The 21,157-nt window shown below is 46.4% G+C and carries 22 protein-coding genes; 18 read left to right on the top strand and 4 right to left on the bottom strand.

Going from position 1 to position 21,157, the window contains the following annotated elements:
- Positions 1–129 precede the first annotated feature (129 nt).
- The 12 genes from RT717_RS15300 to RT717_RS15355 all read left to right on the top strand — a co-directional run bounded on the left by RT717_RS15300 (position 130) and on the right by RT717_RS15355 (position 11,471).
- Positions 130–1,524 (top strand): pyridoxal phosphate-dependent decarboxylase family protein, encoded by a 1,395-nt coding sequence (locus tag RT717_RS15300; RefSeq protein WP_317487256.1) that lies wholly within the window; start codon positions 130–132, stop codon positions 1,522–1,524.
- Between the two features lie 127 nt (positions 1,525–1,651).
- Entirely contained in the window at positions 1,652–2,071 is a 420-nt protein-coding gene (locus RT717_RS15305) for a hypothetical protein (RefSeq protein WP_317487257.1), read from the top strand.
- Positions 2,072–2,161: 90 nt separating this feature from the next.
- On the top strand, positions 2,162–2,542 hold the full coding sequence (locus RT717_RS15310) for a VOC family protein (RefSeq protein ID WP_317487258.1): 381 nt from the start codon (positions 2,162–2,164) through the stop codon (positions 2,540–2,542).
- Positions 2,543–2,803 carry a hypothetical protein gene (locus RT717_RS15315; RefSeq protein ID WP_317487259.1) on the top strand — a complete coding sequence of 87 codons (261 nt, stop codon included), beginning with the start codon at positions 2,543–2,545 and terminating at the stop codon, positions 2,801–2,803.
- Positions 2,804–2,855: 52 nt separating this feature from the next.
- Positions 2,856–3,278 (top strand): VOC family protein, encoded by a 423-nt coding sequence (locus tag RT717_RS15320; protein ID WP_317487260.1) that lies wholly within the window; start codon positions 2,856–2,858, stop codon positions 3,276–3,278.
- A 3-nt stretch (positions 3,279–3,281) separates the two neighbouring features.
- On the top strand, positions 3,282–3,647 hold the full coding sequence (locus tag RT717_RS15325; RefSeq protein WP_317487261.1) for a DUF1801 domain-containing protein: 366 nt from the start codon (positions 3,282–3,284) through the stop codon (positions 3,645–3,647).
- A gap of 1,100 nt (positions 3,648–4,747) precedes the next feature.
- The gene (locus tag RT717_RS15330) at positions 4,748–5,833 is read left to right on the top strand and encodes a hypothetical protein (RefSeq protein ID WP_317487262.1); all 1,086 of its coding nucleotides are present in this window, start codon (positions 4,748–4,750) and stop codon (positions 5,831–5,833) included.
- A gap of 546 nt (positions 5,834–6,379) precedes the next feature.
- Positions 6,380–6,688, top strand: a complete 309-nt coding sequence (locus tag RT717_RS15335; protein WP_317487263.1) for an ArsR/SmtB family transcription factor — start codon at positions 6,380–6,382, stop codon at positions 6,686–6,688.
- Positions 6,689–6,704: 16 nt separating this feature from the next.
- Positions 6,705–7,154: an SRPBCC family protein gene (locus RT717_RS15340; protein ID WP_317487264.1), complete on the top strand. Its 450-nt coding sequence runs from the start codon at positions 6,705–6,707 to the stop codon at positions 7,152–7,154.
- Between the two features lie 46 nt (positions 7,155–7,200).
- A complete protein-coding gene (locus RT717_RS15345) occupies positions 7,201–7,782 on the top strand; it encodes a dihydrofolate reductase family protein (protein ID WP_317487265.1) in 582 nt (193 codons plus the stop codon).
- A gap of 98 nt (positions 7,783–7,880) precedes the next feature.
- Positions 7,881–8,819: an SRPBCC domain-containing protein gene (locus tag RT717_RS15350; protein WP_317487266.1), complete on the top strand. Its 939-nt coding sequence runs from the start codon at positions 7,881–7,883 to the stop codon at positions 8,817–8,819.
- Positions 8,820–9,140: 321 nt separating this feature from the next.
- Positions 9,141–11,471: a DUF7133 domain-containing protein gene (locus RT717_RS15355; RefSeq protein ID WP_317487267.1), complete on the top strand. Its 2,331-nt coding sequence runs from the start codon at positions 9,141–9,143 to the stop codon at positions 11,469–11,471.
- Positions 11,472–11,486: 15 nt separating this feature from the next.
- Here the strand turns inward: RT717_RS15355 and RT717_RS15360 are convergent, their stop codons facing one another.
- Complete coding sequence (locus RT717_RS15360) at positions 11,487–11,819, bottom strand: winged helix-turn-helix transcriptional regulator (RefSeq protein ID WP_317487268.1); 333 nt, start codon at positions 11,817–11,819, stop codon at positions 11,487–11,489.
- A gap of 127 nt (positions 11,820–11,946) precedes the next feature.
- On the opposite strand from RT717_RS15360, the gene RT717_RS15365 reads away from it, so the two are divergent.
- Together RT717_RS15365 and RT717_RS15370 are read left to right on the top strand one after the other, a co-directional pair.
- A complete protein-coding gene (locus RT717_RS15365; RefSeq protein WP_317487269.1) occupies positions 11,947–12,972 on the top strand; it encodes a polysaccharide deacetylase family protein in 1,026 nt (341 codons plus the stop codon).
- 32 nt (positions 12,973–13,004) lie between these two features.
- A complete protein-coding gene (locus RT717_RS15370) occupies positions 13,005–13,679 on the top strand; it encodes a DJ-1/PfpI family protein (protein ID WP_317487270.1) in 675 nt (224 codons plus the stop codon).
- A gap of 101 nt (positions 13,680–13,780) precedes the next feature.
- Here RT717_RS15370 and RT717_RS15375 read toward each other — a convergent pair whose 3' ends face one another.
- Entirely contained in the window at positions 13,781–14,155 is a 375-nt protein-coding gene (locus tag RT717_RS15375) for a winged helix-turn-helix transcriptional regulator (protein ID WP_317487271.1), read from the bottom strand.
- Positions 14,156–14,276: 121 nt separating this feature from the next.
- Here RT717_RS15375 and RT717_RS15380 point away from each other — a divergent pair, with 121 nt between their 5' ends.
- From RT717_RS15380 to RT717_RS15395, 4 genes are all read left to right on the top strand, one after another.
- Positions 14,277–14,660, top strand: a complete 384-nt coding sequence (locus tag RT717_RS15380) for a DoxX family protein (protein WP_317487272.1) — start codon at positions 14,277–14,279, stop codon at positions 14,658–14,660.
- Positions 14,661–14,963: 303 nt separating this feature from the next.
- A complete protein-coding gene (locus tag RT717_RS15385) occupies positions 14,964–16,010 on the top strand; it encodes a fatty acid desaturase family protein (RefSeq protein WP_317487273.1) in 1,047 nt (348 codons plus the stop codon).
- A 129-nt stretch (positions 16,011–16,139) separates the two neighbouring features.
- A complete protein-coding gene (locus RT717_RS15390) occupies positions 16,140–19,388 on the top strand; it encodes a thioester reductase domain-containing protein (protein WP_317487274.1) in 3,249 nt (1,082 codons plus the stop codon).
- 235 nt (positions 19,389–19,623) lie between these two features.
- Positions 19,624–19,992, top strand: coding sequence for a DUF1801 domain-containing protein (locus RT717_RS15395; RefSeq protein ID WP_317487275.1), 369 nt, complete (start codon positions 19,624–19,626; stop codon positions 19,990–19,992).
- A 165-nt stretch (positions 19,993–20,157) separates the two neighbouring features.
- On the opposite strand, the gene RT717_RS15400 is transcribed toward RT717_RS15395, so the two are convergent.
- The gene (locus RT717_RS15400; RefSeq protein ID WP_317487276.1) at positions 20,158–20,349 is read right to left on the bottom strand and encodes a helix-turn-helix transcriptional regulator; all 192 of its coding nucleotides are present in this window, start codon (positions 20,347–20,349) and stop codon (positions 20,158–20,160) included.
- Positions 20,333–20,758: a hypothetical protein gene (locus tag RT717_RS15405; RefSeq protein WP_317487277.1), complete on the bottom strand. Its 426-nt coding sequence runs from the start codon at positions 20,756–20,758 to the stop codon at positions 20,333–20,335. The genes RT717_RS15400 and RT717_RS15405 overlap by 17 nt, the downstream gene beginning before the upstream one ends.
- Positions 20,759–21,157: the final 399 nt, after the last annotated feature.

The following is a 21,157-nucleotide window of genomic DNA, read 5'->3' on the forward strand; positions in this document are numbered from 1 at the left end:
CTGAAACCGCTTGCTTTTTTCTGTTTGATGACGAAAAATCCTTCTCAGGCAGCAACCTGATGGGAAAGATTGTCGTTTCACTACATTTTTAATCCCGGTTAAGTCCATTTTTTAAACCGACACAGATCCATGAACAAACAGCTACAGTACGACCTGAACAATACCAGACAATTGCTCACACAGGCCCTGGAAGAAGGACTCTCATATCTTCAAAACATCAACGCCGCTCCCACATCAGCAGCCAAAGCAACTACCGACTTTGCTCCCCTGCCAACCGACGGAGCCGGCGGGAGTGACGCTCTAAGCGAGTTCAGGAAACGCTTCAAAGACCTCATGGTTGCCTCTGCTGGCCCACGTTACTGGGGCTTTGTAACAGGTGGCACCACGCCCGCTGCGATTATGGGCGACATGCTGGCTACCATTTTCGATCAAAATACCCAAACCGTCAAAGGCCATGGCGACCTCTCCGGCATCATCGAATTCGAAACCATCGACATGCTGAAAGAGCTCTTCAGCCTTCCTGACGATTTCCTTGGGGGATTTGTTACCGGCGCCACCATGTCGAATTTCACCTGCCTGGGCGTGGCACGCCAGTGGGTCGGCAAGCAAAAAGGAGTAGATATTGCCAAAAAAGGCGTTCCTTCTATCTTCCCCATTTTGTCAGCAGTACCCCACTCTTCCTCCATCAAAGCGCTGTCGATGCTTGGCCTTGGAAGCAGCAATATCCAAATCGTGAAGACGATTGATCCTACGAGAGAAGCAATTGACATAGCAGCACTGGAAGAGAAAATCCAATTGCTTAATGGTGAGCCATTTATCCTGATCTCCAGCGGCGGCACAGTCAATACGGTCGACTACGATGACGCTCAGGCCATCGCCGGACTTAAAGAAAAGTACAACTTCTGGTGGCATGTCGATGCCGCTTTTGGCGGCTTTGCGGCCATTTCACCTGCTTACGCTCATCTGCTTGCAGGTTGGGGAAAAGCCGACAGCATCACTGTTGATGGCCACAAATGGTTAAACGTACCTTACGAAAGTGCCTTCTTTTTTGTGAAAGAAAAACACAAGCTGCTTCAGGTAGAAACTTACCAAAACTCCAATGCACCCTACCTTGGCGACCCGTTGGAAAACTTCAGCTTCCTCAACTTTCTGCCAGAAAATTCCAGGCGATTCAAAGCACTGCCAGCATGGTTTACGCTAAAGGCCTACGGCAAAGAAGGCTATCGTGAAATAGTGGAACGCAACATCTCCCAGGCCATGCAGCTAGGAGAATTCATTAGTCAAAGTGATTATTTTGAGCTCCTGGCGCCAGTGAGGCTCAACACAGTTTGTTTCACTCTAAAAAACAGTGACTCAATTGCTGTGCAAACTTTCCTTGACAGGATCAATGACAGCGGCAAGGTGTTCATGACGCCTACTTTTTTCAATGGCCGAAAAGGAATCAGGGCTGCTCTGGTGAACTGGCGAACAACCGAAGAAGATGTGAAGATCGTGCAGAAAGAGATGATGAAAGCAGTTAGCTAATAAGCACAATACGTAGGCTAAATTGCCCTTTCGTGTGGCGCATTTCACCCTTCACAATGCCGCTTTTACACCCTGAGCCTGTATGGCACCTTTGCTACATTTGTCGTGAAGTAAAGCAAAAAACGCCATGGAGATTATTCGCATCCCCCATGATATAAAGGTTTTTGGACATCAGGTGCACGCCTTTCCCAACGGCGTTGGCGATGCATTCGATGCCATTGTGGACAGAGTGGAGGGTGGATTTAGCCGGCCTTTTTATGGACTTTTCAAGATGGAGGGAAATAGCGTGATCTATCTGGCCACGGCGTTTGAGAAGCTACCTGGTGAGGGAAGGCAGCTCGGTTATCAGGAGCATATCGTTCGGAAAGGCAACTACGCTGCTATAACAGTCACCGACTGGCATTCGAAGCTGAGTTCTCTGCCTGGCCTTTTTAGTGAGTTAATGAAAGTAGAAGGGCTTGACCCCGAGCATTGGGCTGTAGAATGGTACAAAGACGACGATGAATTAGTGTGCATGCTGAGAATGAAAGACGACTTACCTGGCTAATATAAAAAGCAGCCACAACTGTAATCCGGGCGAGAGTTTGCTAACTTATTAATAGAAAAGTCATTTGGCGTATTTCTAACCCACTATGATATGTTAAAAGATACAAAAGCATTCACTGGTTTTTCGGTAAGCGACCTTTCGAAGGCAAAGGACTTTTACTCAGAAAAGCTTGGGCTGCAAGTAGAAGAGCTATCAATGGGTTTGCTCCAGCTTGAATTTAATGGTGGCAGCAAAGTAATTATTTACCCAAAACCCAACCATGAACCTGCCACCTTCACCGTGCTCAACTTTCCGGTGAAGGACGTAGAGGCTACAGTTGACTGGCTGACAGGCAAAGGAATTGCCTTTGAGCAGTATGATGCCCCTATCAAGACTGACAAAAAAGGTATTTGCAGAAATGATCGTGGCCCTGCCATCGCCTGGTTCAAGGATCCGGCCGGTAATATTTTGTCTATTCTTGAAGAAATGTAGATGGTAGAAGTGTTCAAAACCACTGTCGATAATCACGTTCAGGCCTTCAGGCTGCTGGAAGCGATCCACCGTGCGTTCCCTGACTGTAGTGCAAATTTTGACCTTGACGACTGCGACCGCATTCTCAGAGTGGTGAGTCACACCAGTCAGCTAAACACCTGCGCCGTTATTCATCTGATAATAAGTCAGGGCTGCTTCGCTGAGATTTTGAACGATAAGTTACAACCAGTTGAGGTGAACCCCAGCCTTCAAAAGGCATAAGAAATCTGTCAACCAATCATTACAACACCCTCTGTACTAAAACTACCACTTTATGAAATCAGCAGACACCTACCTCAACTTTAACGGCAACTGTGCTGATGCCTTCGAATTTTACAGAAGCGTTTTTGGGGGCGACTTTACCAGCCAAATGAAATACAGCGATATGCCCTCCGAAGCCCCAAAAGGAGCCGAACAAAGCAAAAGGCTGATGCATATTGCACTGCCGATAAGCAAAACAAGCCGTCTGATGGGCTGCGATATACCGGAGAATTTCGGCGAAATGTCCGGCAATAATTTCCACATCTATCTCGACACAGAAAGCAACACTGAGGCCGATAAACTATTTGCTGCGTTGTCAGCCGGAGGCAAAGTATCCATGCCAATGGCCACCACCTTCTGGGGAAGCTATTTCGGTATGGTGACAGACAAGTTTGGTATTCAGTGGATGATTGGCTTTGAAACAAACCCTCAATAAACCGTGGCCAAACTTTCTGAAGCTGAACAGGTAGCTGCCTACATGGAGGCGCTGGACCATCCATTGAAAGCTGAAGTGGAAACCCTTCGCACAATTATCAAGAATGCTGGCCCTCTTTCCGAGCGAATTAAGTGGAATGCGCCCAGCTACTACCACAAAGAAGATTTCGTCACTTTTAACCTGCACGACAAAAAAACTATCAGGCTTATTTTTCATCATCCGGCCATTGTCACCATCACGTCCGACATCCTCGAAGGCGACTGGAAAGATCGGAGAATTGTATACATCAAAAATGCTGAAGAAGCTTCGTCAAAGAAGGCTGAACTGGTACGGATCATTAAAGAATGGCTGCAGATAGTCGGTGGATGACCGATATGTGGGCAGACACCTGGCAAATGGAGCAAAAAAAAGCCCATGTTGTGCACATGGGCGGCATACTAAATGTCTTATATTAACTCTTATTATTTTTAGTGTCCGGCTTGCTTGAGCTGTGATGGCTATGATGAGCCTTTTTGTGGCTAAACGACCGGGCATGCCCTATGTCATCCCATGAACCACTCCCCCTGTGAGCCATACAGGAAGAAAGTGAACTAATAACAAAAATCGCTAAAATACTGAGTAAAAAAACTACTCTGCTCTTGGATCTGCTCTTATATGCTCTCATGGTGATAAATTTTAAGTTATTGTGCTCTTGGTTATAATTTTACTGTCAAATAAAACTACAGATTGTAACGCCTTACAAAAGGTCGATTTTGCGTAAGTCATTACACATGACATACAAACACTATTTTATCCACTATATGCAACAAAATACCGGATAATCCCTCCCTGATAAAGAGATCTTAATGCTGAACGAAATGCAGCAATAACCGCCCTGAAAGTTATATGAGCCACATTATTACTCATCGAAGATGAAATTATCAAAGCCTGAAAAGAAGAAGGGGAGTTGCTGAAATTGAGAGTAAAGATCGGCTCCAAATAATTGAAAAATTTCATTTTTAATTGAAATTAGCCTGAAAAGTTACATCTGAATTTAGGGTCAGCCACGTTATGAACAGTTCAACACAAGGCTATATTGCTACATTGGTTACATTAATAAAATGCACATATATCATTGATTATCTGTGTTTTATAAACTATTCTTCTCAATAGCCGAACTAATACACTAAATAAACAGCTCATAATAACTTTTATGAATAAAAGTCTATGATGCCGTCGGCGTAAATAGATTCGCTGACGATCCCAACTGACAGTGCTTTTAGCAAGATGAGATGGCCTTTAACTTCGAGGTAACAAGACTCAAAAAAAGGCCCGTTCTACAACTTCAGAGAACCCGAAAAAGGGAATCGACGCACCAAATGCCTCACTTACCAACCAGTAACGACTTTGACGAATATGATGCCCTTCCAGTTTCCCAGGCTTTTCCTTAGTTTCGTTGCCAGTTCTCACTTATTCTCAACTAAAATACCGTGGAGCCATCAACCACCTCTCTCACCACATTTCTCGACTACCTCAAGTTGTTGGTTCGCCAACCCTCGGTAGTAGGCTATGAAGAACCCTTCTTTCGCTTGATCCGCAGGGAACTGGAAGAAATGGGGATTAAAATCAGCCTTTATCAGGGTTTGCTGGTGGCAGAGGGCAGCAAGCCGACAAGCAACTACCTCTCTGCGCATGTCGACCGACATGGCCTGATCTGCACCGGCCCCAATGAGTTTCAGTATGCAGCCTTTGTCACCCAGAACCGAAGTGAGCTCAATGGCAACTCTGTGTCGGAGCAAACGCTGGAAAAAATTGCCGACCGTTTTGAAGGTCAACAAGTGCATGCCTACGAGCCATGGTCGGGCACCTACCTCGGGCAGGGCACTACCCGCCACTCCTATATTAGTGAGAAGCGAAAAAACCTGATCATCGAAATCAACGGGTTGGAGCATGTAACCCCCGGCGTACCAATAGCCTACTCCGATCGCATCTCCATCCACGAAGGCAGAGTCTCTGCACAACTCGACAATGTACTGATGGTGGCTGTGGTCGTATACCTATTTTCACAAGGCTACCAGGGCACGGCCTTTTTCACAGCCCAGGAAGAAGCAGGCCGCAGCTGGCGTTACCTGGCCGATTGGTTTTACAGAGTGGAACAAGCCACTAAAAAGCTCATTGTGCTCGACACCAGCCCCTTCGGAGAAGACGAAAAAGAAGCCTCTGACAGCGAAATCATCCTCCGGCACAAGGACGCCACTGCGGACTTCGACGAAAAAATGGTCGCTGAAATAGCAGCAGCCAGCGAAAAGCTGGGCATAAAAACAGTGTATAAAGACATTTTCATTGAGCACCACAATGAGCAGAGGTTGGTTGATGGTAAAAAGCCGCTGTCGCTTGGACGAACCGAGCTGGGCCGCATCATTGAAGGCACCGACGGACTCATCAGCGGGGCCACAATTCAGATTCCCACCACAGGCTACCATACGTCTGAAGAAACTGCCTCATTACAGTCCATCGCCATGGCGATTAATCTATTGAAAGAGGTGCTGAAAGAAAGCTTTGAGCAAAACAAATAACAGGCAAATCTGAGAAGAGAAGTGTTATATCCTCGATTTCGGATAACAACACTCCTCCGTTTTCTTACCGGTGATTTGCCGGCCTTCTCTGCATTCGTTTTGAATGGGTACCTTTCTTTTTACCGAGGTCACGGGCATGGCCTACGTCCTGCCAGGCACTACTGGGGCGACTGGCTGTACATGCCCCCAGTGATGTGATCATAAAAATCGATAAAAGACTGAATAAGAAAATGGTTCTACTTTTTAATGCTCTCATAGCTGGCGAGATTAATTTATAATTAATTGAATAAAATTTTGTACTAAATCAATACGGCAAACTTATAAAAGGTAACCCAAAATCCAATAGGATTTTGTCATAAATCCTGTTCACTTGAAATATCAACCCCAACAGCATAGCGATAAAAACACGTTTCTGTGGTGCTGTAAGCATCCCGGAGCTTGCCTATTTCAAAACCAGCGAAGCACATAAAAAAATTCGTAGATCTTATTGCGTAACTGATCGGTTACTATTTATATTTGTAACTGAACGGTTACTAAAAGAGGAGCATGATGAGACGAGACGTATTCCAGGCCATTGCCGATCCCACCCGCAGGGAGATCATTAACCTGATTGCCCATAAGCGGATGAACGTGAATGCCGTGGCTGAGAACTTTGCAATGAGCAGACCGGCTATTTCGAAGCACATGAAAATACTGGAAGAATGTGGTCTGGTGATGATGGAGCAGCAAGGACGGGAGCGCTATTGCAAAGCGCAGCTAAAACCGCTGCATGAAGTATCGGATTGGGTGAGCCGCTACAAAAAGGAATGGGAAGAAAGGCTGGATGCGATGGAAAAATATATCAAAGAATTATAGGCAAAAGACAAAGGCGATGAGCAAAGATCGTGAAATTACTTCCTCCAGAACGGTGAACTACTCTCAGGCTGAGGTGTACCAGGCATGGAGTAATCCTGACCTGCTGGCACAATGGTGGGGGCCAAAAGGGTTTACGAACACCTTCCACGCCTTCGACTTAATCCCTGGCGGCACGTGGCGATTCACTATGCACAGCCCACAGGGGGCAAATTTTGACAATATGTGTGTCTTTGTGGAAATCGTGCCCAACAAACGGCTTGTGTTTGACCATGTGGAGCCTGTGCACGCCTTCCAGGTGATTACCACTTTTGATAGTCAGAGCGAAGGCACCCTGATCACTTTCCGAATGGTTTTCAAATCTGCAGAAGAATGTGAAAGATCCCGGGAAGTAATTGAACCTTCCAACGAGGAAAATTTTGATCGGCTGGAGGCCTTGCTGTCCAGCCATTTCAACTCAAAAGTATAGTTGCACTTTACTACCAGTAAGTAAGAATAATTAAAAGTAAAACCATATGAGAAAAATAATTTCATTTATGCACGTATCGCTTGACGGTTTTGTAGCTGGGCCGAACGGGGAAATGAACTGGATTAAAATTGATCAGGAAATTTTTGACCACGTCGGTAAACGGATAAGCAAAGGTGACACTGCATTGTACGGTAGGGCAACTTATGAGATGATGGAAAGCTACTGGCCCACCGCAGCAGACAAGCCAACGGCAACCAAACACGATATTGAACATGCTAAGTGGTATAGCCAGGTTCACAAAGTTGTTCTGTCAAAAACAATGAAAGGTGCGGATTTGACCAACACAACAATTATCAGCGACGACCTTTCGGAGAGTATAAATGAAATAAAGCAATCCCGCCAGGGTGTTGGCGAAGATATCCTGCTTTTTGGTAGCCCGACAGCCACACATTCCCTTATGCAACTGAACTTAATTGACGGCTACTGGCTCTTTGTGAACCCCATTATTCTAGGCCAGGGCATTCCCCTGTTTGAGGGGATCAAAGATAAAACAACGTTAAAATTACTGACTACCAGGCAATTTACTTCCGGGGTCACAGAACTGAATTATATAGTGGATAAACAATAGCGGCGACTCCGAAGAGCGGGAATTTAATAACGAGGCTGATTGACACGTGCATCCCAGGCAACCCATCAAACGACATCTTCACATCTAAACAATATCACATGAACAGCACACATGTAGAAAGAACGGATCGGGAAATAATCGCCAGCAGGCTGATAGACGCTCCCCGTGAGCTGGTTTTCAAGGTTTGGACAGAACCCGAGCACATCACCCAATGGTGGGGGCCTACGGGCTTCACCAACACTGTTCATGAAATGGAAGTCAAACCCGGTGGCAAGTTTCGGCTCACCATGCACGGCCCAGACGGGACGGACTACCCCAATCTTATTGTTTTCAAAGAGGTAGTCGTTCCTGAAAAGCTGGTGTATGTACACGGCAACGGGAGCGATGATGCACCCGGCAACTTTCACGTCACCGTGACTTTCGAGGAAAAGGAAGGCAAAACACTCCTGACCATGCGCAGCATATTCCAGTCCAAAGCTGACCTGGATTACGTGATTGATAAACACGGGGCGTTCGAGGGGGCACGACAAAACATGGATCGGATGGCGGCATACCTCGAAACGAGGATCAATTTGATGACTCAACTAAAAAACACAAATATGTCAAGAGTAAGTACTTATCTCAATTTTGCAGGAAATACCGAAGAGGCATTCCTTTTTTACAGATCTGTATTCGGCACCGAATTCAAAGGGGGTATCCAACGTTTCGGCGAGATACCTCCGATGGAAGGCACTCCCCCAATGACTGAGGCCGACAAAAAGCTGATTTTACATATCGAACTGGAGATACTGGGCGGCCATATCCTGATGGCCACCGATGCACCGGAGTCGATGGGCATGAAGGTGAAGCCAGGTAACAACATGCATATTAATCTGGAGCCGAACACCAGAGCGGAAACCAAACGGCTGTACGACGCTTTGTCGGCCGGTGGAGAAGTAACCATGGAACTGCAGGACATGTTTTGGGGCGCATACTATGGTAGCTGCACCGACAGGTATGGTATCAACTGGATGTTTAATTGCAACGATAAGGGATGAGGAAGTTGGGGAAGGAAGACCAAAAGAGCACTGGTTTTCCTTCTTCACGCCAACCATCGGCCCTGAGCATTTGCACTGTCCAGAGCCTCTCACATGACGAAGCGGCGGAAGACATGCCATCCTCTAAACCCCTCCCCTAAGCAGTAAATTGCGCAGTCATGAGGTCACTTCTTCTTGAGATATCCCTAATAATGTCTAAATTATTCCTTTGTTCCGAGCCTTGAAGGGCTATAAGCTTAACATTGGTACGAAAAGGCAAGGACAAAAGCAGTTCCCTTTATTTCATTCCCATCAAAAATTAACAAACACCCAACGCAAAGCATGCAAGTTCACCCAAAAGACATCGCTTATTTTTTGTTGCTCATTTCCATGTCTGTTGTCCAGCTAGCCTGCACACCAGAGAAGGTGGCAGAACAGGACAGCCATCCATTTCACAGTGTTCCAGCTTTTAATCCTGCTCCTTCGCCCGAGTATTTGTCGCCGCAAGAAAGCCTTAAAACTATCTATTTACCAGATGGTCATCACATAGAATTGGTAGCAAGTGAGCCGATGATCAAAGAGCCGGTGGCCATTGCATGGGATGGCAACGCAAGGATGTATGTAGCAGAAATGATGACATACATGCAGGACGCCGACGCCAGTGGTGAGCAGCAGCCCGCCAGCAGAATATCATTGTTAGAAGACACTAATAATGATGGGAAGATGGACAAGCGAACCACCTTTATTGACAGCCTGCTACTTCCTCGTATGATACAATGTGTTGGCGATGAACTGCTGGTGAACGAAACCAATACCATCAATATTTACAGCTATAAGGATACAGATGGAGACGGGATTGCTGATGTGAAAAAACAGGTTTACAAAAACGATGCTTATAAAGTAAATGATGCCAATATGGAGCATCAAAGAAGCGGGCTGGACTGGAACCTGGATAACTGGATGTATGTGACCTATGATCCGGTTCGCTTTCGCTACACCAACGGGCTCATGCAGGTAGACACCATGGCGAGTGGCTCCAATGGCCAGTGGGGAGTAACTCACGATAACTACGGCCGCATTTTTTATAGTCGTGCCGGTGGAGAAATCCCTGCTTTGGGTTTTCAAATCAACCCCAGTTATGGCAGTCTCGATTTTCCTGATCAATTCAATGCCGCTTTTTCTGAAGTGTGGCCTATTATTGCCACGCCTGACGTGCAGGGAGGAAGCAAGCGGTTACGTCCCAACAATACGCTGAACCATTTTACGGCACCCTGCGGACAAAGTATTTTTCGGGGTGATCGATTGCCTGAAGACTTTGTGGGAGACTATGTAGTTTGTGAGCCCGTGGCGAGAACCATCCGTCGTGCTAAGCTCGTAAATGACGAGGGCAAAACGAGGCTTAAAAATATCTATGACCATCAGGAGTTCATTTCCTCTACTGATATGAACTTTCGTCCGGTGAATACCGCCACTGGCCCCGATGGCAATCTGTATATTGTAGACATGCACCGAGGCATCATTCAGCAAGGAAACTGGACCAAGCCGAACTCCTTCCTGAGAAACAAAATTGATAGCCTGGGTCTCGATAAAAACGTTGGTCACGGACGTATTTATCGGGTAGTGCATGATGATTTTGAACCTGGGCCCCAACCAAAAATGCTGAACGAAACGACCCAGGAACTGCTTGGCTACCTGGATCATTCTAACGGGTGGTGGCGAGACAACGCACAAAAGGAGATCATCGTCCGTGGAGACAGGTCGGTAGCCCCAGCCCTGGTGAAGATGGCGACCGGGCGACAGAAAGTTGACTCACCTCTGGGCAGGATTCATGCACTGTGGACTCTGGAAGGCTTGGGTGCCCTCAATAAAGAGGTTTTACAGTCGGCCCTTCAGGACGATGATCCCCAGGTAAGGAGAACGGCAATATGGATCAGTGAATCTTATATAAAAGCGAATGACAAAACGATGATCGGCAGCGTGGCCAGGATGAAAGAAGATAAAAATGATGATGTAAAAGTTCAGGTGCTGCTATCGCTCTATCAAAGCAAAGACGAGCAAGCAAAACAGGCTATTGACGACATGCTTGATCTGTACCCTGACAAGGAAATGCTGGTCGCTACAAAGGGGGCATTAGACAGGAATGAAGATGTGAAGGCATTTGGAAGTAAATTAGGCAATATGATAGCAGCTGACCGCAGCCTGATCCTGGAAGGTGCCAGTATATTCAAATCGCTGTGTGCCAGTTGCCACGGTGAAGACGGGGCAGGTTTGGCGATAGGCGGAGGAAGCATGCCGGCACCGCCCCTCAAAGGCTCAAAACAGCTCGCCTTTGTTAAAAAAGAAGAGATCATAAGAATTTTACTCCACGGCCTCACCGGGCCGATAGAGGGGAAAGAATACAGCAGTGTGATGCCTCCAATGGGAGCCAACAGCGATGAGTGGGTTGCTTCTGTGGTCAGCTATATCCGTTATGAGTTTGGAGGCAGGCCTCCACGCAACCCTGATGATATTCCTGGCATGGCGGCATCTGCCAGAGACAGTGTGGCAGGCTTTACGGTCAAGACCAGCCCTTCCCCCGCCGTCACTCCCGAAGAAGTGAAGCGGGTCAGGGAATCCACCAAAACAAAGGACACTCCCTGGACATTGGAAGAACTAGAAAAAATTAGCAAATGAAAAATGGGTCAGCGATTACTTCCTCTGCATTACTGGCAAAAGATTAAGCTCATCGACAGCCTTAAAAATGGGAATGAATTCTTCCCCCAGCTCGCTAAGTGTGTACTCAACATGCAACGGCTTCAATTTTATTACCCTTCTTTCCAGAATATTGCATTCTTCCAACTCACGCAAAGCATTGGTCAAAGATTGCCGGGTAGCTTCTGGCAACAGTTTGATTATTTGACTAAACCGCACCGGGCCCTGGGTGGCATAGCGAAATATGCATGGCTTCCATTTGCCGGTGAGCATCTTCAGTAAAAACTCCTTGGGACAGTAGAGACCAACCTCGTTTTCTTTAGTAGTCATAAAAATTTGACTTATTGTGTGGTAAAAAGAACGGACATTACTTTGATGCAAAGTAAAATAAATAGCGATGTCCACAGAGTCAAAAAGCACTTTTCTAAAAGTCCACCACCATATACTCTTACTAAGTATGCTTGTAAATCCTGCCATCAATCATGCCTTTGCCCAAACCTACGCAGAAAAACTTGGGTGGAAAAAAGGCGACAAAGTGATCATGTTCCATGTAGATGATGCCGGTATGTCACATGCATCAAATGAAGGAGCTATTCAGGCCGTGACAAACGGAATAGCAACATCTGTGAGCGTAATGATGCCATGCCCGTGGGTGCCGGAAATGGGGCAATACCTGGCGCAAAATAAAAACGTAGATGCAGGCCTTCATTTAACGCATACAGCCGAATGGACAGGATACAGGTGGGGTTCAGTCTCGGGCATAAAAGCCTCACCGGGGTTGTCGGACAGGGAAGGCGCCTTGTGGAGCAATGTAGCCGACGTGGTTGCTCACGCATCAGCTGATGAAATAGAAACTGAAATAAGGGCTCAGTTGGCAAAAGCAAGAACGATGGGTTTCTCACCCACCCATCTTGACACGCACATGGGTACGTTGTGGGCTACACCAGACTATCTCGACAGGTATATCAAGGTGGGCATTGAAGAGCACATCCCCATCCTTTTTTCCGCAGGAAATAACACACTTATGCAGCAAGCCCTGGCACAGGGGCCACTTGCCGGACTCAATATGCTTGCTAACAAAAGATCAGGTAGCTATGATGCTGCTGAAGTACTCAATGCCATCCGCCAAAAAGGGGAAGAGATTTGGGACGCCGGGCTGGCGGTGGTCGATGATTTGTACCTGCTCAGTTACGACTGGGAATTCCCGGCTGACATAGAGGCCACTGACGAAAACCTACGAAAGTTCAAGACGCAAAAATACAAAGAACTGCTGGACTCAGTGGCGCCAGGAATAACTGTCATTCTCATTCACTGCGCCGACGCCGACAAAGGATTTTCAGATATTACCGATTCAGGAAACACACGAAGAGGCGATTTACTTTCCATGACGGATCCTGAATTGAAGCGCTACGTGCAACAGCAGGGGTTCATCTTAACGACCTGGCGGGAACTCCAAACAAAAAGAAATAATATCCGTGACTAACCTCAATAATCGAAGTCCTTATGAACACCGACATGAAAAAGTTAAAAATTGGAATGCTGCTGTTTCCCGATCTCACTCTTCTCGACTTCATCGGGCCTTACGATGTATTTGTAAGGGCAGCCTGCTTCGAAGTCTTCGTAGTGAGCGAGCACGAGGTGCCGATCAAAGGTGAGGGCGGCCTGCTCCTTCAACCCGATTACTCATTTGACAATTGTCCGCCGGTGGATATTGTGTTTGTGCCAGGTGGCAGGGGGGTTACTGCGCTTTTGACAAACGAAACCTACAAGCGCTTTCTTGTGGAGCAAGCCAAAACCGCCCAATACATCACAGCCGTGTGCACCGGATCCCTATTACTGGCCGCCTGCGGCCTTTTGGTCGGCTACAAAGCAACCACCCACTGGCGCTCTCTTGAGCTGCTAAAACTACTGGGCGTTGAGGTGGTTGAGGAACGGGTAGTGACGGACAGAAACAGGATAACCGGAGGGGGCATCACAGCCGGCATTGATTTCGGGTTAGTGCTCACGGCAATTGTTGGAGGTGAAGAAATGGCCAAAACCATCCAGCTTTTATTGGAATACACCCCGGAGCCGCCTTTCGACTCAGGACATCCCAAAACAGCCGACCCTCACATTTTAAAACTCGGAGTAGAGCTCACTCAACCACAGTTTGACAAAAGATTGAAGCTACTTCAAAAAATCATTTTGTAAAGTATTCGGAGGTATACAAGGTAGGGCAATAGGAGTTATCGATGGCACCTGCCGAAATATGGAAGTTGCAAGTTTCACCACTTGTAGGGATAGGGTTATTTCTATTCCCCCATGATCTTTTCCCTGTGCATCACTCCCCACTCCCGCAGTTCACCAATTACTTTTTGCAAAGTCTTACCATGCTCCGTCAAATTGTATTCCACAGAGGGTGGGAAAGAATCTTTTACAGTGCGCTTTACCAACTGGTTCTCTTCCAGGTCTTTTAACTCCTTTGACAGCATTTTGTCAGTAATGCCAGACACTTCCCTGGCTATTTCCCTGAACCGCTTCGTATCAAACGTAAGCGCCACAATGATCTGCAGCTTCCACTTTCCGCTAAGCACTTCAAGCGCATCTCGCACTGGTAACAGCAAACCCATGCATTTCGCATGACTAATCTCTTCCTTAGGTTTACTTATCAAGTCTACTGTCTTCATGGCTTTGTTCATAACTATACAAAAGGTTAGTGCTATACAATAGTATAGTACTATAAATTGTATAGCAAATGTATCTAAGTTTGTATCATAAAACAAATAGTACACATTTAAAACAATCAAAATGAAAAAAGACAAAGTGATATACTGGATTGCCACTGGCATTGTAGGTGTGATGATGGTCATGAGTGGCCTGATGTATTTCATGAACCCGGAAGTGGCGGAAGGTTTTACTCATCTGGGCTTTCCAGGCTACTTCCGCATGGAGTTAGGCGTGGCTAAACTAGTGGGTGCAACTGTGCTGCTGGTTCCACAATTTCCTCAGAGGATGAAAGAATGGGCCTACGCCGGTTTTGGGATTACCTTCATTTCAGCGGCTATTGCCCACACTGCAAGTGGTGACCCGGGTTCAGTAGTGGCTGGCCCGGTGATATTTTTAGCTCTTCTAGTGGTATCGAGAATCTATCTCGGCAAAATGGCTGAAACTAAAGTGGCTGTCGCTGCCTAGTTTCTTCTCATGCTAAAAAAAGAAGCCCTGGCTGGAAGGCGGGGCTTCTTTGTTCATACTAATTGGGTTTGCCAGCTCCATAGTATGTCAATACGATATGGAATAGTATGCAAAATCGCTTTGGGCTTACAGCAGTGCATCTCCTCTGAAAAGATTCTCGTCACTGAAATATCGGGCATACCTTTTACCTATGGAAATTATTGTGCACAAGCCATTTAAATCCGCAGTTGAAAAACTCTAACTGTTAGCCTATATTGTGCCAGGCAATTTTTTAACGCCCGGTGTTTCACTTTTTATGCTACCATGATTTCAACCGCCTTTAAAAAGGAATTGTACGAAGCCATTGACCAGTATTTTGAGAAAAATGGCATTTCAAGGTATGCCAATGGTCAAATGAAAGCCAAGCTGGCGATCGCCGGCGTTTGGTGGGTGGGAAGCTTAGTGCTGCTTTATTCGTTTAGCACCTCGCCTTCCATGTTTGTGCTGCTCTATGGTTTTCATCTGTTCTCGCACTTGTTCATCTTACTGAATATTGCCCACGATGCCAATCATTTGTCTATTTTTGAAAACGAACGGGTAAGAAAACTTCTTCGCTACACCTTCGACCTCTGTGGCATAAACTCATACATGTGGCGGCAACTTCACAACCAACAGCACCACAATTTCATCAATATTAAAGGCGAAGATGACGGGCTTGTCGCTCGTGGGCTACTGCGGTACACGCCACATCATGAGCATAAACTCATCCACAGGTTTCAGCATTTTTACCTGTTTGTGGTCTACAGTTTCTTCTCCCTTGATTACATTTTCATTAAAGATTTCGAATGCTTTTTCTTCCCTTTCCTCAATGGCCTGAAAGGAAAGAAGCATCCCCGCATCGAATATGTCAAGCTCTTTGTTTTTAAGCTGGCCTATATCGGCTATGTGCTACTGCTGCCAATCTATTTCATAGGTGTGCCGGCAGGGCTGATCATTGTCTCTTTTGTGGCCTGGCAATTGGTGATTGGTTTGATTGGTGCCACCATCATTCAAGTAGAACACCCATTGCGGTTGAACGAATTTCCCCTGGACAGAGATGAGTACGACCATTTCATCTATCATGTGTTTGCCACCACCTCCGACCATTCGCTGAACAGCACGGTTGGCAATTGGTTTTATGGCGGACTGCACATGCACGTGGCTCATCATTTGGCTCCCCGTGTATGCCACACGCACTACCGTGAGCTTACAAAGCTGATTCAACCGATAGCAGAAAAACACGGTGTATTTTACAAACAGAATAAAACGATATTTGATGCCATCAGGGAGCACTATGGGCACCTGCAAAACCTTAGCTTGTCTACAAAATAGCAAAGTTTGAGGCGAGACATCATCCATCTTTTTTTCGACCGGAAGCTCATTATTAAGCCAATTTTTTATATTCATACCCAACAACCTATTTCTATCTAACATATAATCATCCCAAAAACCGCTTGATCTATGCCTACCCTTTCCGATAAGTTGAACCATTGGGTCCAGAAAACGCCCGATAAACTGCTTTTTGAGTTTCTGGATATCAATGGAAAATCAGTTGAAAAATACACCTACGAAGAGTTTGAAAAAGCCGTAAGAATTGTGGCATCCAATCTTGCCGAGAATTACAAATTCAAAAAAGACGACAGGATATTGATTACCTATCCTGCTGGCATTGAAATGATTGTCTCGTTTGTTGCGTGCGTTCGCCTGGGATTGGTTCCCGTACCTACCTACCCTCCTACTTCATCGGGTTTCCAGTCTGCCTACTACAAAATGGAGCACATCGCCAAAGATTGTGGCGCCGTGGCAGTCCTCACCAATGGAGAATACTATTGGTCGCTCAAGTTGAACATGGATCGAAACAACATTGTGGAGAAAACCATGCTGACCAAGCTGCCCTGGATCAACACCTCTGAATTTACACACGAAACCAGTGCGACCAACTACGAACGGGAGTCGTCATTTCTCTTTCTTCAGTACACCTCCGGCTCCACCACCGATCCAAAAGGTGTGATGATTTCGCACGAAAACCTTGAGAACAACGCCGAGAACGTATTGTCGGAGCCCCCGGTAACTGTTACCTGGCTGCCACAATACCACGACATGGGGCTGATTGGCTATCACCTGTTCATCATCATGAAAGGGGGCACCTCTATAGGGTTCTCAACGCTTGATTTCATCAGAAAGCCGGTGCTCTGGCTCGAAACCATTTCAAAATACAAGGCTACACACTCATCTGCACCCAACTTTGCCTACGACTACCTGCTTCAGCCGGGCAGAGTGTCGGATGAAGTATTCGCCTCGCTGGACCTAAGCTCACTGACAAACCTGATGACGGCAGCAGAACCAGTCAGAGCAGGCACTTTCTATAAGTTTCTTGAAAAATTCAGCGCATGTGGGCTTAAGGAAACGGCACTTGGCGCAGCCTATGGCCTGGCCGAAAACACACTGGCAGTTTCGCAGTGGGGTGGCAAGTCAGTGTCGGTACTCACCAACTCACTCATTAATCATGAGCTGAAATTCGAGAACGGACAGGCAGGTGAGGTCACGCAAATCATGAGTTGCGGCAAGCCCCTCAGAGATCAGATTGTGAGGATAGTAGATCCAAATTCACATATTGACCTTGGCGAAAACAAGGTGGGCGAAGTGTGGCTGGCAGGCCCCAGCAAGGGGCTTGGATACTGGGGAAAACCTGAACTGAACAAAGAATGCTTTGAGGCAAAAATTGCAGGTGAGAGCGGCAGCGCTACGCACACTTTTTTGCGAACCGGCGACCTGGGCTTTTTGCATGAGCAGGAGCTATACATCTGTGGCAGAGCCAAGGACATGATCATTATCCGAGGAGCCAATTACTACCCGCAGGACATTGAGCAAATCGTTGAAGAATCGAGCAGCAATATTAGAGAGGGTTATGTGGCGGCATTTGCCAACGAAGAAAACGGTGAGGAAAAGCTCGTGATTGTGGCTGGGCTTAAGCGCAAAAACGAAATTCCCGACCACAAGAAAATTGCCGACCAGATTCGTGAAAGGTTAAACATTATCCCTTCGCAAATTACCTTTACCAATACCAAAAGCATTCCGAAGACCACCTCAGGCAAAATCATGCGCCAGAAGACCAAGCAGCTTTGGGCCAATGGTGAGCTGGAGGTAATTGAAAACCATAGCCTGGTAGAGCAAAACACAGATGCTCCAAGAGCCCGGTTGACGAACACACAATTTGACGAGATTTTGAAAAAGTATGGGTTCACCGGCACCGAAACCTACTCTTTGGTGCATGTGCTCGACTCTCTCGATCTGGTGGTGCTCATTCACGACGTGAAGGAGCTTATTAAAGACAGTGGAGCGGCTCAGCTGGCCTCAGAAATCGATGCCCGCCTGCTGCAGGAGATAAGCGTGTCTGAATTTTTCGATTTGATGGAACAATTCAGCACGTCATCCATTCTTGCTATCAACCGCCTCAAGAAGACCATTCTCAAGCTTCAGAAAGAGCACAATGCCTTTGAACAAAAGCGAATGCTGCAGGACACCAAGCTGTCGTTTAAGCCAAAAACCCCTCAGTACGATCCTGCCCACCTGAAAAGTGGTAAGATTCTGCTAACAGGTGGAACAGGCTTCCTGGGGCCCTTTATTCTGAAAAGCTTGCTACAGCAAACCACCGACACCATATACGTGCTTGTACGAGCCGATGACGAAAAGAAAGGACTAGCCAGACTGAAAGAGGCCTTCGATCTTTCCAATGTTCCGGAATGCGAATACCTGGCGGAGTTCGAGAAAAGGGTGGTGGCCGTATGCGGCGACCTGGGCAAACCTCAGCTGGGGCTGGATAAGAAAACCTGGGACTATCTGGCGACCAACACGCATACCATTTACAACAATGGTGCCCTCGTGAACTACCTGTTCAACTATGACAAAATGTGGGACACCAACGTGTATGGCACCAACGAAATAATCAAGCTGGCGCTGGATGGCAACCCCAAAATCCTCAATCACGTGTCCACCACCTTCATTTTTGGCTGGGCTGTAAAAGACACACTTTTTGAAACTGATACCTGCAATTCGCTGGACCTGCTCGACTTTGGGTATAGCCAGACCAAGTGGGTGTCGGAGCAAATCGTGTTCGACGCCATGAAGCAGGGGCTACAGGCAAGGGTGTTCAGGCCTGCGCTCATCACCCCTTCGGTGTATGGCGGTGGAAACAACTTCGACATTTCCATCCGGCTAATTGCCTTCATGATCAACCACGGCATCACGGTCAATTCGTTCAACCAGGTTAGCTTTACCCCGGTGGACATCGTGGCCAACAACGTCGTAGCCATCTCCGGCCTCCCCGATTCGGTCAACAAAACCTTCCATGTGACACGTGATGAGTACGCACGCATGAAAGACATTACCGACATCATCACCAAGCTGACAGGCAGGGAGTTCAAAGGGTTTGAGCTGCCAAAGTTTGTGCCTGAAATTGTGGGCAAATGCGGAAAGGAAGACCTGCTGTTTCCGCTGCTCGACTTCCTGGTGAGGTCTGTCAATAATATCTCTTCCATGGAGTTCAAGCGTTATAGCAACGAGTCTTATTGTGAAGCCAAAGTCAGATCGCCTCACGGAGTACTCGACCCTACACTTGAAGAAACGGTAAGAGGCATGTTGACATTTATGATCAGCAAGGAAATTATAGATGTGGAATTGTTAGAAAAGGACGTGAAAATAGCTTCCTGATACCCGGCAAAACAAATTTAACCATACAATCTATTTTTGAGATGCCCGGCTCTTCTTAGCCGGGCATCTTATTTTCTTTTTGTCCATCTTCTCACAACAATGAGCCCTATTACAGGCAGCTAATCAGCTATGACAAGAGCATTTTTAGCAGGCCTTGAGGTGTTCGGCGAAAAAGCACAAAACCCGGCAAGTGCAGAAGTTGGCTTTTTAGTGGCTGTGAAGTAACCCGACGAAAATGCGAGAAATTGACAACTACTACCTGAACAAGGAAGAGCCCAACAAGAGCTGTCTGCTGGCACTGCGCAGTATCATCCTTGCTCGGGACACCAACGTAACTGAAACGCAGAAGTGGGGCATGCCCTGCTTCTGTTTCAGGAAAAAGATGTTTTGCTACCTGTGGACAGATAAAAAAACGGAAGAGCCCTATATCCTCTTTGTTGAGGGAAAGCACCTCGACCATCCAGAATTAGAAGCCGGAGAGCGCTCCCGTATGAAGACATTCAGAGTGAACCCCAACGAAGACCTGCCAGTGGAAACTATCGAAGAGTTACTGAACAGCGCATTGGATCTTTATAGAAACGGGACAATAAAGACTAAAGGGTAAGCTTAATGTCCAGTCAAATGTAGCAGCTTCAGCTTGGATTGTTCGCCACAATGTATAAATTTTAAACCGGTGTGGCTAAGTGCTAGCGAGAGCCGAGATGCATAAAACTCCCGCATTCATTTAACCGAGCGGTCTATCCAATTGAAGCCCCAGATTGTTTACCAATTATTCCATAATAAAAACCTGTTCAATTTTCAGATTAAATACCTTCGAAATATCGTACGCCAACTTAAGAGACGGATTGTATTTTCCCTTTTCAAGAAAGACGATGGTCTCCCTCCGCACGCCAACCTTTTGAGCAAGATCAACCTGAGTAAGATTATCTCTGGCACGAAGTTCTTTAATCTTGGTTGTCATCTACCCCAACTTTTGAAAGATACAAGCGACTAAAAAGGAAAATGAGAGTCATGCCGACCATGCCGATAGCAATGACAAATTTGGCTTTGTTTACAGAATCAACGGGGAACAAATCCAACGCAAACAGAACAAAAAGCCACATAAAAATTGAAATTCGAAAAGCAGTAGCAGCGGCTTTTTGAGTAATCGTTTTTGAAAGCTCGTCCTCAGGGGTCAGCCCTAATTTTGCATCCTTGAGTGCCTGAATACCCGAATAGATAACAAATCCGACTATTAGTAGCATGACTCCAATAATGCCATAGCCGAATTCATTAAGTGGTTTTGTTGTTTTAAATATCCAAAAGCCCATTAAACTCAGAATAATGGCTGCCACCGAAAACTTTGTTATGGCCAAGTTTTTTGCTTTCATAATAATGTTATTTATTTCTAACAATGTTAAGTATTTCTAACTCAACATCCAAGCCGTTAAATGAAAAAGCATATAGCCAATGCTATCAGAGTCCCTCACAGGCGCAAACGTCTGCAAATGCCCGTGTAGTCATTAACAAACACCTCCTTCGCAAGCCTGATCTTTTGAACTTTGCTCCGTTTTAGCTATCTTTAGTTATGATCAAACGATTCTTCAGAGGCTATCTCATGATTCTGAAAGGCGAGTTGCTCGCCTGGGCAATTCTGCTTTTTATTGGATTGGTGCTGCAAATTGCCGTGAGCATTTTCTAAACCCCTCCCCAATGTCGTTTAGTTAAGAGGTTCCGTCGCACAACTCCATTTTTACCCCTGCCCCTAAAGGGCGATACAATGACCATTA

This window comes from Imperialibacter roseus, from assembly GCF_032999765.1.
Lineage (GTDB): Bacteria > Bacteroidota > Bacteroidia > Cytophagales > Cyclobacteriaceae > Imperialibacter > Imperialibacter roseus.

What these genes read in the sequence shown, in the direction of transcription:
- RT717_RS15335 (WP_317487263.1), top strand. Translation starts at nt 6,380, where the DNA reads ATGATGAGACGAGACGTATTCCAGGCCATTGCCGATCCCACCCGCAGG.
- RT717_RS15370 (WP_317487270.1), top strand. Translation starts at nt 13,005, where the DNA reads ATGAAAAAGTTAAAAATTGGAATGCTGCTGTTTCCCGATCTCACTCTT.
- RT717_RS15395 (WP_317487275.1), top strand. Translation starts at nt 19,624, where the DNA reads ATGCGAGAAATTGACAACTACTACCTGAACAAGGAAGAGCCCAACAAG.
- RT717_RS15365 (WP_317487269.1), top strand. Translation starts at nt 11,947, where the DNA reads ATGCTTGTAAATCCTGCCATCAATCATGCCTTTGCCCAAACCTACGCA.
- RT717_RS15380 (WP_317487272.1), top strand. Translation starts at nt 14,277, where the DNA reads ATGAAAAAAGACAAAGTGATATACTGGATTGCCACTGGCATTGTAGGT.
- RT717_RS15355 (WP_317487267.1), top strand. Translation starts at nt 9,141, where the DNA reads ATGCAAGTTCACCCAAAAGACATCGCTTATTTTTTGTTGCTCATTTCC.
- RT717_RS15405 (WP_317487277.1), bottom strand. Translation starts at nt 20,758, where the DNA reads ATGAAAGCAAAAAACTTGGCCATAACAAAGTTTTCGGTGGCAGCCATT.
- RT717_RS15385 (WP_317487273.1), top strand. Translation starts at nt 14,964, where the DNA reads ATGATTTCAACCGCCTTTAAAAAGGAATTGTACGAAGCCATTGACCAG.
- RT717_RS15305 (WP_317487257.1), top strand. Translation starts at nt 1,652, where the DNA reads ATGGAGATTATTCGCATCCCCCATGATATAAAGGTTTTTGGACATCAG.
- RT717_RS15345 (WP_317487265.1), top strand. Translation starts at nt 7,201, where the DNA reads ATGAGAAAAATAATTTCATTTATGCACGTATCGCTTGACGGTTTTGTA.
- RT717_RS15315 (WP_317487259.1), top strand. Translation starts at nt 2,543, where the DNA reads ATGGTAGAAGTGTTCAAAACCACTGTCGATAATCACGTTCAGGCCTTC.
- RT717_RS15390 (WP_317487274.1), top strand. Translation starts at nt 16,140, where the DNA reads ATGCCTACCCTTTCCGATAAGTTGAACCATTGGGTCCAGAAAACGCCC.
- RT717_RS15350 (WP_317487266.1), top strand. Translation starts at nt 7,881, where the DNA reads ATGAACAGCACACATGTAGAAAGAACGGATCGGGAAATAATCGCCAGC.
- RT717_RS15320 (WP_317487260.1), top strand. Translation starts at nt 2,856, where the DNA reads ATGAAATCAGCAGACACCTACCTCAACTTTAACGGCAACTGTGCTGAT.
- RT717_RS15400 (WP_317487276.1), bottom strand. Translation starts at nt 20,349, where the DNA reads ATGACAACCAAGATTAAAGAACTTCGTGCCAGAGATAATCTTACTCAG.
- RT717_RS15340 (WP_317487264.1), top strand. Translation starts at nt 6,705, where the DNA reads ATGAGCAAAGATCGTGAAATTACTTCCTCCAGAACGGTGAACTACTCT.
- RT717_RS15310 (WP_317487258.1), top strand. Translation starts at nt 2,162, where the DNA reads ATGTTAAAAGATACAAAAGCATTCACTGGTTTTTCGGTAAGCGACCTT.
- RT717_RS15360 (WP_317487268.1), bottom strand. Translation starts at nt 11,819, where the DNA reads ATGACTACTAAAGAAAACGAGGTTGGTCTCTACTGTCCCAAGGAGTTT.
- RT717_RS15375 (WP_317487271.1), bottom strand. Translation starts at nt 14,155, where the DNA reads ATGAAGACAGTAGACTTGATAAGTAAACCTAAGGAAGAGATTAGTCAT.
- RT717_RS15300 (WP_317487256.1), top strand. Translation starts at nt 130, where the DNA reads ATGAACAAACAGCTACAGTACGACCTGAACAATACCAGACAATTGCTC.